The following is a 13,224-nucleotide window of genomic DNA, read 5'->3' on the forward strand; positions in this document are numbered from 1 at the left end:
TAAGAATAGTAGCGGATTAAAATGCACTAACTTTTCGGTTAAATACTGACCTTTTTTATATTTACATACTTTCGTTTTAGCGAATAAACCGCTATTATTTTTATATATTGTTGTACACTGGCTTTTTTCCATTCAACTTCTCATACAGCGTTGGCAAAGTCATACTCTTTTGCAATTTTTGGCTTGTGCTTTGGCTGTAGCGAATTGCAAATGTGTATGGCTTTTAGCATTGGCAAATTATAAAGTCAAACCTCTATCAAAATCCGCTTGATACTGTACAGGAATCGTAGCTCTGATATTTGCAATGTTTTGTGTTCCACCCATTACAAAGTTGTGATTAGTTGCAATGTTTTCTACAAAATCATTACAATTCACTCTTGTAACAACATTTCCAACTCCAGCAGTATGATTTAACGTGCAAGTTAATGGTAGATTTGCTATATAGAATTTAATTCGACCTTCGCTTCCCCAAGCTCCCTGGTCTTCATTGTGTTCCCAAACTAGCGAACTAGTTCCATCTGATTTAGCTAAATAACCAAGTAATTCATAATACTCACTTTGATTATTGAATTGTATTTGATTTTGAGTTCCAAAATTTGATTGATACATATTATTTAATTATTAGTTATGCTCTCGCATACGTATGGTTAATGATTTGATGTTTTATTTCTTCGAAATCCATTCCAATTTGAAAATGTTCTGTTTCAAAGCCTGTATTTAAAACGTTAATGAAATCTTCTAAAGAATAGTCGTTTCCACCTGAACGATAATTAATTTCAATTGAATCTAATTTTGAAATAAGACAAATTGCTTGGTAGCGTTCATCTATAACAGAAGTTTTATTATTTGGATGAGCCCTATAAAAATGTTGATTTGGTGTTAGAACAATTATATTTTCAGGTGAATCTGCTATTTCAGGAAATTCACTTTCCATAAAAATATGATGAGCTTGAAGACCAGGGTACTCTTTGAATCTGTGAATTTCACTAAAAGGATGAATTTTTCTAACAAATTTTTTAGCTTTTTGGATATTATATTTAAAATACCCTTGAATATCTACATTCTCGCCTAAAGCCTTTTTAAATTCTTCTCTAGTTATTCCTTTATCTTTCCCAATATCTCGCCAATTGATTCTATTGTATCGTATTTCCTCTATTGGTAACGTGAATTTAGAAACTGTACCTCGTATAGTACCTTTTAGTTTCTTTTTGAATGCTAGGATATTAATTATTTTATTAAAAATCCTCGGTGGTTCTTTCTCCTTTTTTATACTTGTGTTTGAAAAGTAAAAATCAAATAAAGCATTTCTTAAAGCTTCAAGACTTACTTTGTTTTGTTTTTCAAAAAAATTATCAAATACTCTTTGAAGACCGCTTTCTTGGATAACCTTGGAGAGGTAAATTTCCAAAAAATTAAGAGCATTCCTTTCACGTAGTGAGATATATTCAAGAATATCAAAACGATTTACTTTATATACGTTTGTATTTCCATTTTTTGATTCAATCAAAACTTTTGCGTACCCTAAAGTTTTTAATGGCATTGCAAAGAATTTATCATACTCACTATCAGCATCTTTTAGGTTGGGCTTATTAAATGATTCTGTAATAATAGTTTGAGCATAATTGGAATGCCATATATCATTTTTGGTAAATTCTTTTTCTAGATTTCCATCTATAAATTCGATAATGCATTCAGTTACGACACAAAGGACATCTGGCGTAACTTTTTGGTCCATAAATCTAGCATCTTTAGATTTTCTAACGTCAAAATCAAAATTTGCAAAGTGCTCGTTAAGTTGTTCTATCATTCAGTTATTTCTTTTAATAAGCCAAAGAAAAATACAGAGTTATTGTCAATATTTAAAGACCTTGTTCCGTAATTTCTTGCAACTCTATAATAGTTTTCAAATTCTTCTGTGCTGTAAAACTCTAAATCTTGCTCGTTTGGTAAACGACTTCCATTTTTTAAAGTCAATAAAGCAACTGAACCATCAGTAATTGTATTTTTTGGTAAAAAACTTGCTCTTGGGTAATAAGTTAGATTTGGAACCATTACTACATCAGATTCGTTGTAGAATTTGGAAACTGCAAGTTCCTCAATTTCATCAATGTAACAATCATAGCCATCAATTTCCTTTACTTCATTGTTACCAATGTTTCTTGATTTTAGAACTCTTACTTTACCTTTATTTTGAGTGATTGATTTTGTGATTTGTCTATCTCTGAAACTATTAAAAATATCAAGTTTCATTTTTGAAACAACATTATCAAAACTTGCATCTCTATAAATTAACCAATAAGGAAATTCATCAGAAAAAATATAATCTTTGCTTTCTTCCTTGTACGAGTTTTTGATGTAACTTTCTATTATAACTTTATCACTTGTTGAAACAGAAGAAGAACATAAAAAACTTACTGTTTCAATCTTTACACCTTTAAAAGCTTTTTCTCCATAGTCGCAAATTTTCTTTAAATCACAACTTTTTAAAACATCTCTTGTCTTATTAAATTCAGGTGCATTTAATAAACTTTTAGGCACTATTAAAGAAACATAGTTTCCTAAACGCAATGACTTTTCAATAAAAAAGGAAAATATATTATTAGTGTTAGAATTTTGAGCTTTAAACTTATATAAGTCTAATAATTCTTTGTTCTTTGTTACTTTGCCATATGGTGGATTACCAACAACAATGTCGTATTTTGTCTTACAATTCCAAAGTAGAAAATCAATGTGTTTGAAATTGATTTTAAAGTTTTTTGGAACTTTAATTTTTGACAAAATTGTCTTTAAAATTTGCAATGAATTGTTGTCAATATCGCAAACATCAAGAATTACTTCGTCATTGTTTTCATATTTTTCAAACAACAATGGAATGAAATTACCAACTCCAACAGATGGTTCAAGAATTCTTATTTTCTTTTTCTTTTTTAGTTCTGGTAAATCTTTTATTACAGAATAAGCAATATCTTTTCTTGTAAAATAGGCACTTGTTTTTAATCTTTCCGAATTTGAATGCTCTGCTATTAAAAAAATATTATCTAAAGAATAGTTTTTAAAGTTTGTCTTTATGAAACTTACAATATTATCAGTTTCATTTAGCTTGAATTCTTCTTCAAGAGATTTAATTTGTGATAAAGACAAACTTTCATTTTTATTAGCTTTTTTAATATTAGAGGCAATGTCTTTAAAAACTCCTGTTGGAACTGCTTCACCTAAACAATGTCTAATGTTAAGCTCTTGCTTTTTTAAGAAAGCCTTTTTCTCTAATTCTGTAAACTTATTAAGTTTTTCAGTGTTAATATGCGACCATTCAAAAGATTCTGGAATAGATAGCATTCTCATTAATTCTCTTATTGAAAATACTCTATTATCTGATGGGTGAACCGTATTTTGACTTGCTAAAATATCATTTCTTGTATGAACACAAGGTCCTTCTTTATCCCAATACCAACGAGCATATTTGTCTCCATTTTTACTTTTGTTGTAAACAACTTCTCCGTTAATAATTCGGTGAGGAATTCTTTCAGGTTCTGAATTTTCAAATGCTGATTGACCTTCTTCCAAATTTTCTATCCAAGGAAGCATTCTTTGGTCAAACTCTCGGTAAGAATGAAAAATGTCATTTGAAATTTCTCCCATTTGTGTTAATGATGGTAAATCTCCTATAAGCTGTCGTAAAGTTTTTGATTTTTGCTTTTTTGGGAATATATCATAAGGTGTGATGTTTGGAATATTTTTTCTAACTCCAATAACTAATGTTCTTGTTCTACTTGAATTAGAACCATATTCTTTGAAGTTTACAATTTTGTATAAAATATTGTAACTACCACCAAGATTATATTTAATCGCTTCTTTTATTGGTTTTACAACTCCATCAATGTCTGTACACGTAGTATTTAAAAATGCTCGAACATTCTCAAAGACAAAATATTTCGGTAGAATCTTGTTTGTTAATTTTATTGATTCAACAACTAAAGAATTTCTTGATATTTCGTCATTTTTCTTGTGATTAGCTACTGACATACCTTGACAAGGTGGCGTTGCTATTAAAACTACTGGCGTTTTAATTTTATGTTTATCTTGCCAAAACTCTAATTCATTAAGAAGTTTTCTTTTAACTTCTTGCTTGGTAATATCTCCATCAATATATCCACTTTCGTATTTACATTTGTTGTTAAAAGCTTGTATTTTAAGTCTTTTAGTAAGTAGTTCATTAGTAGCAATACATTCAAAACCATTAAGTTTGAAGCCATAGCATCCAACACCAGCACTACTGAAAAGGCTAATATATGTTAATGGTTTTTTCATAATTCTAATTTTCCTTGTTTTACATTGACATTTCTGTAATAGTTCGCAGTATCTTCTGCTACAGAAAAAATGGATTCAGAGCATTTATATTTTAGGGCTTCTTTCACAAATTTGTCAGCAAAAAATAAATCGGTAACAATTTGTAAATCAGTCTGAAATAATTCAGCAAGTTTTTTCAATTTAGATTTACTGAATTTTTGACTTCCGTTTTCAATTCTGCAAATTGCACTTGTATTGATTCCGATTTTAGTTCCGAGTTCGGTTTGTGTCCATTCTCGTTTTTCTCTTTCAGTCTTAATATAATTTCCGAAACTTGTCATTTGACCCATTTTTAGCAAAAGTAAAAATAAATTGCGATTTTTGTGTCAACTTTTAGTTTTATTTTCAATCAGCGTTGGGAAAAGGCAAGCTCTTTTTATTTTGTGAGGTACGAGCAAAATGAAATGTGCTTGACTGTGCGGTTGGTTTTTCAGAACTTGTGTACAACAATCGTATATGTACACAATTGCACATATATCTTTTATATCCCAACTAAGATAAAACAAAAAAACCATCACTTTTCAGTGATGGTTTTTAATATTAAATTGATTAAATCTTACGATTTAGTTTCCTTTTTGGTAATCGGCCAAGAATTTCTCTAAACCACTGTCAGTTAATGGGTGCTTTAAAAGTCCAGTAATTGCACCTAAACCACCTGTCATAACATCTGCACCAATTTTAGCACAGTCAATAATATGCATTACGTGACGTACAGATGCCGCAAGAATTTGAGTTTCAAATCCGTAGTTATCATAAATTAAACGAATGTCAGCAATTAAACCTAAACCATCCGTAGAGATATCATCTAAACGACCTATGAAAGGAGATACGTATGTTGCACCTGCCTTAGCAGCCAATAATGCCTGACCTGAAGAGAATACCAAGGTACAGTTAGTTCTATAACCTTTATCAGAGAAATACTTGATCGCTTTTACTCCTTCTTTGATCATAGGTACCTTAATTACGATCTGTGGGCTAATTTTAACCAACTTCTCTCCTTCTTCGACCATACCGTCAAAATCGGTAGAAATTACCTCGGCACTTACGTCACCGTCAACTAAGTCGCATATTTTCTTGTAATGCTCCAAAATGTTTTCAGCACCGGTAATGCCTTCTTTAGCCATTAAAGATGGGTTTGTGGTAACACCATCTAAAATACCCATGTCTTGAGCTTCTTTGATCTCGTCTAAATTTGCTGTATCTATAAAAAATTTCATCTTTTTCTACTTTTAAATTATTATAATGTTCTCTAGGCAAGGCCTAAAGTTTTTTTACTTTAAAAAATCTACTACTTGTTGGTATACTTGTTCTCCGGTGAATCCGAATTTTTCATCAAGTACAGTTGCCGGTGCAGAATAACCAAAATGCTCTAAACCGAATACTTTTCCGTTTGGTCCTGCTAATCCTTCCAAGTTTACAGGTAAACCTGCCGTAAGTCCGAATACCGGTTTGTTCGGCGGAATCACTTTTTCTTGGTATGCTTCAGACTGTTGTCTAAATAATCCTTCCGATGGTATTGAAGCGATATTGATTTTTAACCCTTCTTTCTCCTCCAATAGTTTGGTTGCCGCAACCAAGGTAGAAACCTCAGAACCATTAGCGATCAAAATTACATCTGGATCAGCTACTTCTTGTACCAAGTAACCTCCTTTTTCAGCTTTTAAAGCTTCTTCATAACGGTTACCGCTCTTGGCAGGTACATCGCCAATACCTTGCCTAGATAAGATAAGACCTGTTGGTGTCTTTTGGTTTTCAATGGCCATTTTCCAAGCTACGTTCGTTTCTTGAGAATCAGCAGGGCGCAACGCTACAAAACTTTGCTCGTGACTGTGGTTCTTTAATTTCTCCAATAAACGAATTTGAGCTTCTTGCTCGATCGGTTGGTGTGTTGGTCCGTCCTCGCCTACTCTAAAGGCATCATGCGTCCAAACAAACTTCACCGGTAATTCTTGAATACAGCTTAAACGAATAGCTGGCTTCATATAATCAGAGAATACAAAGAATGTGGCCACAACCGCCATTACACCACCATGCAGTGCAATACCGTTTGCCATAGTCGCCATGGTCAATTCTGCAACACCTGCCTGTAAGAATGCTCCAGAGAAATCACCTTTCTTTAAAATGCTTGTTTCTTTCAAGAAACCGTCAGTTTTATCACTGTTGGATAAATCTGCAGACGATACGATCATATTCTCTACGTTCTGTGCCAAGTAAGCCAATACATTAGATGAAGCCGCTCTTGTAGCCTGACCTTCTTTTTGTGCTATACTTCCAAAATCTAGATTTGGTAATTTTCCTTCAAGGAAACCATCTAATTTAGCAGAAAGCTCAGGGTTTTCTGAACGCCATGCGTCAATCTCCCTTTTCTTTGCCTGTGCCTCATCTTTCTTTCTATTGATGATACCTTCGTAATACTCTTCAACTTTATCGTAAATATCAAAAGGGTTATCTACATCTGCACCCAAATTCACCAAAGTCTTTTCATAATCTGCACCTGTATTGCCAATAGGTTTACCGTGCAGTTCTGTATACCCCTCGTACGGAGAACCATCTGCAGTTACACAGCCTTTACCCATTATGGTTTCACCGATAATCAAGGTTGGCTTTTCTGTCTCTGCATTGGCATCTGTTAATGCTTTTCTTATTTGATCATGATCATGCCCGTCGATAGTAACTACGTTCCATCCCCATGCTTCATATTTCTTGGCCGTATCTTCTGAAGTTACCTCATCTGTTTTAGACGATAATTGAACATCGTTAGAATCGTAGAACATGATAAAATTACTTAAGCCTAAGTGACCTGCAATTCTACCTGCACCTTGAGAGATTTCTTCTTGTACACCACCATCTGAAATAAAACCATAGATCTTATGGTTCATCCAATCTCCAAAACGCGCTTTCAAAAAGTTGGCCGCTACCGCTGCACCGACTCCCATAGTATGACCTTGACCTAAAGGACCTGATGTATTCTCTATACCTCTTGCAACATCTACCTCTGGGTGACCCGGAGTTACAGATCCCCATTGTCTAAAATTGGAAACATCATCCTTAGAATAATTACCCAATAGATAATACTGGGCGTACATTAATGTAGAAAGGTGACCAGCATCCATAAAGAAACGATCTCTAAATGGCCATTTCATATCAGAAGGATCGTAATTGAAAAATTCAGTATACAAAATGTGCATATAGTCTGCGCCTCCCATTGGCCCACCTGGGTGTCCAGAGTTTGCCTTTTCTACCATCGCTACAGCTAATGCCCTTATATTATCGGCCGCTAATTGATCTAGTTCCTTGTTCATTATATTATTAGATTATTATTCAGATTCGTGTTAATTTTTTAAACTACTTAAATATCTTCAAAGATACTTTATATAGGGCTTTAATTAAAATTATTCGACCAACATAATTCTATAGTAAAGCCTTGATGACCTATGGAATAGCATATTAGCACTTTCGAAAGGGTTTTCGATGAAAATCAACTATTGAAAGGCACACTAAAAACTCCTTTATCCGCTAAAAACAAGGAAGTTATAAAAAAAGTTATTTTTTTCTTAAAATGATATAAATAGTAACAAAACCTTAACCATGACCTCAGTATTGCAATGTGCTTTTCAACTACAAAGCATTTTATAACACTTTTACCATTTACTGTACTCTAAATTACCGGGATATTAGACAGCACTGACCCCAAACCAATTTACGACCAGCCAATTGCTTCTTGTTCCGTAACGGATTTCATTGTCTATAATTAGCTCTTTCTTAGTAACACATGGTCACTTCTTTTTAATAACCGCTTCTTCGCCTTTTCCTATAATTACTACATTGGTACTGGTCAAAAATAACCCTGTTTCCACTACACCTGGTATGCTCTTTAGTTGTTGTTCTAAATCGTTCAGTTCTATTTCGGTGTCCCAAATATCAATATCCAGAATATCGTTATTCTCGTCGGTTTTATATGCTTTATCGCCCTTCATGCGCTGTACGGGACACAACCCCATACCATCTAACTCTTTTAAAATCAATTGCGTGGCAAAAGGTATCGTTTCTATTGGCAATTTAAATTTGCCAAGTTTGGCAACACTTTTGGATGAGTCGGCAATTATGACGTTTAGGTCAGAATTATGTGCTACAATTTTCTCACGTAATAATGCCCCGCCACCGCCTTTGATCAATTGAAAGTTCTCATCTACCTCATCTGCGCCATCGATCGTAACGTCTAATCTTTGTGCCTCTGCCAAGGTAATCACCTCTATACCCAATTTTTTTGCCAGTTTTTCGGTTTCATCAGAGGTTGCCACAGCTTTGATCTGTAACCCATTTTGCACCATTTCACCAATGGCCTCGATCATAAAAAATGCCGTAGAACCTGTCCCCAGGCCCACTGTCATTCCAGATTTAATATATTTTACTGCTTCTAATGCTGCTACTTTTTTCTCGTTTACGGCGCTCACTTTAGTTGAATTAAGGTTTATTTGGTCTGTTATTTTGGGCTAAAGATATTTATAATTGACCTATGTTACCTTCATTGTTAACTTGTTCTAAAAAAAACCTTGGTGCACCACCTTTCGTTGTGAAAATTTTGCACATTAAAAGTCTATCCACATCTTCATAATAGAAAGAAAGTACGCACTAATTTTCGCTGGATGTCAACGATAAAATAGGCACATCAACACAAAAAACCGACTGATCTACAACAGTGTTAAGTCTAAGATTCTTCATGAATTCAATATTACTACTGAATACCACAACTATTTGACAATCATATTGATCAACGAATTCACTTAATCTACAGGGCAAAGAATCTTGTAGTATAATATGATGAGAATAATGAGGTATTTGATCTAAAGTTTTACCAATGGTATTCAAATTCAGCTTTTGAAGGGAATTTAAACGATCTGCTGATTTCTGAATATTTATAATATGAACATTGCTCTTGAAAATTTTACTGATTTCTACTAGCGGATATAGTTCAGCTTCCTTATAAAAATAGTTTTCACCCGAAATCAATGCCACATTTGTAAGTCGTTTAAACTTAAAATCTTTTGGTATGACCAATACAGGGCAGCTATGTACATGCTCTAAAACCCGAAATGTGTTTCTGCCCATTACCCTGGTTTCTTCCTCCCCTGTTCCTTTTGAGCCCATCACAATTAAATCTAACGAGTATTTACCCACCGCTTCCTTTACCTCTTCTATGAGCAAAGAAAATGTAGGTATTTTTATAAAGCTATGAAGATCATTATCGTAGTTCTTATGAATGCGGTCTATCAACATCGCAAGTCCTTTTTCCGAGGCTTTTTTTGCTGAACAAGATTTAGTTGCGGTCAACGTATTTCCCGCCATTAAGCGATTGCTATAAATTTCTGGGGTATAAGCGTTTAAAAAATAAAATGTACATTTTGTATCGGCAAAAAGACGTAGCGCAAACTCGGTGGCATTCCATGCCGCCAAAGAAAAATCTGTAGGTATTAGAATATTTTTCATGAATAAGGCGTAACTATATTTCGATAAATGTAGCTGCCGTAGCCTGTAGAAACTATGACATTTATCAGAACAGAAAAATTAAAATCCGTCTACCAGCTCTTTCAATGCACATTCGTTTACAATGCCTATTTTCTTGCCTTCGGTTTTAAGAAGTCCTTTCTTTTTAAATTCGGAAATCATTCTAATTAAAGACTCGGTAGCGGCACCCACAATATTGGCGTAATCATCTCTACTTAAAGACAATTGTAAAAAACCGTTATCATCTTCGCCATAGTTTTCCTTTAGATACAATAAAGCTTCCGCCAGGCGTTGCTTTACCGTTTTCTGAGACATGTTCACAATAACATCATCAGCTTCTTTTAAATCGTGTGCCATATGGCGCAAAACCTCTAAAGAAAAGTACGGATTGGTATTTAAGGTGTTCGTAATTATTTCTTTGGGAATAAAACAAACCTCCATATCGTTGATCGCTGTTGCACTCAAATTGGTATAGTCTTCGGCAATTACAGAACGTTGACCCATAATTTCGCCTATATTGGTCAATTTTACAATTTGCTCTTTACCGTTGCTACTTAGTTTAGATAATTTAGAAACTCCATTGCGTACACAGTAAACACCATCTAACTTCTGCCCTTCCAAAAACAGCGCATCTCCTTTTTTAACCTTTTTAGAGGTTTTGGCATTAGAGACTTTTATTAGCTCTTCTTTGCTCAAGGCACGGAGCGAATTAAATTGTCTAATGATACAATTCTCACATCTACTTTCCATGGCTATACTATTAAATATAGCACAAAACTAAACAAGGCAATTATGCTAAGAACTGACAATTATCATGTTTTAAAAAGTGATACATTTTCACCTTTGTACTTCTAATTGGTTTATAATTATGCAGGATGATACATGTTTTCATTGCGGAGACCCTTGTGATAGGCAACTAATCACTTTTGAAGAAAAGTCGTTTTGTTGCTCTGGTTGCAAAACCGTTTACGAAATATTTTCTACCAACGACCTTTCTCATTATTATGATTTGCAGGAAGCTGCCGGCACCACCCCAAATGCCATTGAAGGAAAGTATGATTTTCTTGATAATGAAGACATCATTACTAAACTATTAGAATTTAATGATGGTAACGTACAGATCATTAATCTTTACATACCAACTATTCATTGCAGTTCATGCATCTGGATATTGGAAAATTTGAATAAACTCAACAAACATGTTACAAGTTCTCAGGTAGATTTTCCAAAGAAAACCATACGCGTTACCTATCACAAAGAGTTCAGCTTAAAGAACCTAGTACTGCTCTTAGCTAAAATTGGGTATGAACCCTATATATCTTTGGAGGATTTTGAAGGAAAGAAAAAAGCGACCGATAGAAGCCTTATATACAAACTTGGCGTTGCCGGCTTTGCCTTTGGTAATGTAATGTTTCTTTCCTTTCCAGAATATTTTGACTTGGGTTCAAGTGCTGCTTCGGGTGGAGAATATTGGTTGAACAAATACCAAAACCTTTTTCGCTGGCTCATGTTCGTTTTCTCATTGCCTGTTGTTTTTTATGCTGGGTGGGACTATTTTGTATCGGCATTTAAAGGGCTACGTGCCAAGCTCTTAAATATAGATGTACCCATTGCCCTTGGTATTCTGGTTCTTTTTCTAAGAAGTACTTTTGATATCGCGTTTAATTTTGGTAGCGGATTTTTTGACTCCCTCACAGGGTTGGTATTCTTTCTATTACTCGGTAAATTCTTTCAGCAAAGAACCTATAGCTTTTTATCTTTTGAGCGTGATTACAAGTCTTATTTTCCTATTGCGATTACCCGATTAAAAACTGATGGAAAAGAAGAGACCGTACCTGTTCAAAATATAGAAAAGGGAGATAGAATATTGATCAGAAATGAAGAAATGATTCCCGTTGACGGCACATTGATTTATGGAAACGCACAAATTGACTACAGTTTTGTATCGGGTGAATCAGAACCTGTAAATAAGGAAATTGGTGAACAGGTCTTTGCAGGCGGCAAACAACTTAACGGCGTTATTGAAATGATAGCCTCAAAATCTGTCTCACAAAGTTATCTTACACAATTATGGAGCAATGCCGTATTCAAAACCGATAAAACCACCACTTTTCAAAATCTTACAGATAGTATAGGTAAGCGTTTTACCATTGCAGTACTTTCCATTGCCTTTATTTCGACCGCTTTTTGGTTATATGTTGACCCGTCAAAGGCAATGAACGTATTCACGGCAGTATTGATTATTGCCTGCCCTTGCGCCATTGCTTTGGCATCGCCTTTTACCCTAGGAAATATGTTACGCATTTTTGGCAAGAAAAAATTCTACATTAAAAATACGCAGACCATTGAGCAACTAGCCAAAATAGATACTGCCATTTTTGATAAGACCGGTACCATAACCACTAGCCAAAAAAGTACCGCTTATTATGAGGGAATGCCATTGACCCCCGAAGAAGAATCTATTTTAAAGAATACCATTAGAGCATCTAACCACCCTTTAAGCAGATCTTTATATGATCTACTTAAAGAACAGAATATCATAACTTTAGATGAATACGAAGAACACGTAGGCAAGGGTTTGGAAAGCAGTAAAGGAGCTATTAAAATGAAAATTGGCTCAGCAAATTTTGTGGGTAAAGCCTTATCTGAAAATGTATTGGACACATCAATGCACATAAGTGCGAACAATACGTATAAAGGCAGATATATTTTTCAAAATCAGTATAGGGAAGGACTCTCTACTACTTTTAAAAATATGTCGCAGACCTTGAGCTTGGCAATTTTATCGGGAGACAACGAGGGCGAAAAATCACGGCTAGAAGCTATTTTACCCAAACTCACCCCGTTGTTCTTTAACCAAAAACCAGAGCATAAATTAGCCTTTATTAAAACCTTACAGGAACAGGGCAAAAAAGTGCTTATGGTGGGTGACGGACTAAATGATGCCGGTGCTTTGGCTCAAAGTAATGTGGGCATTGCCATATCTGAAAATATAAATGTCTTCTCCCCTGCCTGTGATGCTATTTTAGATGCATCAAAATTTCAACAGCTTTATAGTTACATACTTGCATCTAAAAAGGCCATGCGAGTAATTAAAATGAGCTTTATACTCTCTTTACTATATAATTGCGTGGGTTTATACTTTGCTGTAACAGGGCAATTAGAACCTGTTATTGCCGCTATTCTTATGCCATTAAGTTCTATTAGTATAGTCGTATTCACTACGGTCATGACCAATTTTATCGGCAGAAAGCTATCTTAATCTACGTATCAGAAATACTGAACATATTACGCTAGTAAATATTAAGTACAGAGATACTAATTAATGGGCTTTATCTCCCTTAAAATTTCTATTCATATTAAGATAAAGCT

10 protein-coding genes are annotated in these 13,224 nt (G+C 34.3%); 1 reads left to right on the forward strand and 9 read right to left on the reverse strand.

The features are described 5' to 3' along the window. Positions 1-237: 237 nt before the first annotated feature. The 9 genes from DCS95_RS03655 to DCS95_RS03695 all read right to left on the reverse strand — a co-directional run bounded on the left by DCS95_RS03655 (position 238) and on the right by DCS95_RS03695 (position 10,602). Positions 238-609, reverse strand: a complete 372-nt coding sequence (locus DCS95_RS03655) for a hypothetical protein (protein WP_116769466.1) — start codon at positions 607-609, stop codon at positions 238-240. Between the two features lie 16 nt (positions 610-625). Continuing rightward, a complete protein-coding gene (locus DCS95_RS03660) occupies positions 626-1,807 on the reverse strand; it encodes a restriction endonuclease (protein ID WP_116769467.1) in 1,182 nt (393 codons plus the stop codon). Continuing rightward, positions 1,804-4,308: a DNA cytosine methyltransferase gene (locus DCS95_RS03665; protein ID WP_116769468.1), complete on the reverse strand. Its 2,505-nt coding sequence runs from the start codon at positions 4,306-4,308 to the stop codon at positions 1,804-1,806. Before DCS95_RS03665 ends, DCS95_RS03660 begins: the two co-directional genes overlap by 4 nt. Continuing rightward, the gene (locus DCS95_RS03670) at positions 4,305-4,628 is read right to left on the reverse strand and encodes a helix-turn-helix domain-containing protein (protein WP_116770141.1); all 324 of its coding nucleotides are present in this window, start codon (positions 4,626-4,628) and stop codon (positions 4,305-4,307) included. Before DCS95_RS03670 ends, DCS95_RS03665 begins: the two co-directional genes overlap by 4 nt. Positions 4,629-4,910: 282 nt before the next feature. Beyond that, positions 4,911-5,564 carry a fructose-6-phosphate aldolase gene (gene fsa, locus DCS95_RS03675; RefSeq protein ID WP_116769469.1) on the reverse strand — a complete coding sequence of 218 codons (654 nt, stop codon included), beginning with the start codon at positions 5,562-5,564 and terminating at the stop codon, positions 4,911-4,913. A 54-nt stretch (positions 5,565-5,618) separates the two neighbouring features. Continuing rightward, positions 5,619-7,649, reverse strand: coding sequence for a transketolase family protein (locus DCS95_RS03680; protein ID WP_116769470.1), 2,031 nt, complete (start codon positions 7,647-7,649; stop codon positions 5,619-5,621). 474 nt (positions 7,650-8,123) lie between these two features. Then, the gene (gene rpiA, locus DCS95_RS03685; protein WP_116769471.1) at positions 8,124-8,801 is read right to left on the reverse strand and encodes a ribose-5-phosphate isomerase RpiA; all 678 of its coding nucleotides are present in this window, start codon (positions 8,799-8,801) and stop codon (positions 8,124-8,126) included. 178 nt (positions 8,802-8,979) lie between these two features. Then, on the reverse strand, positions 8,980-9,834 hold the full coding sequence (locus tag DCS95_RS03690; RefSeq protein WP_116769472.1) for a universal stress protein: 855 nt from the start codon (positions 9,832-9,834) through the stop codon (positions 8,980-8,982). A 78-nt stretch (positions 9,835-9,912) separates the two neighbouring features. Next, positions 9,913-10,602 carry a Crp/Fnr family transcriptional regulator gene (locus DCS95_RS03695; protein WP_116769473.1) on the reverse strand — a complete coding sequence of 230 codons (690 nt, stop codon included), beginning with the start codon at positions 10,600-10,602 and terminating at the stop codon, positions 9,913-9,915. A gap of 118 nt (positions 10,603-10,720) precedes the next feature. On the opposite strand from DCS95_RS03695, the gene DCS95_RS03700 reads away from it, so the two are divergent. After that, positions 10,721-13,114: a heavy metal translocating P-type ATPase gene (locus tag DCS95_RS03700; RefSeq protein ID WP_116769474.1), complete on the forward strand. Its 2,394-nt coding sequence runs from the start codon at positions 10,721-10,723 to the stop codon at positions 13,112-13,114. Positions 13,115-13,224 lie beyond the last annotated feature (110 nt).

This window comes from Maribacter litoralis, from assembly GCF_003075045.1.
Taxonomy (GTDB): Bacteria; Bacteroidota; Bacteroidia; order Flavobacteriales; family Flavobacteriaceae; genus Maribacter; species Maribacter litoralis.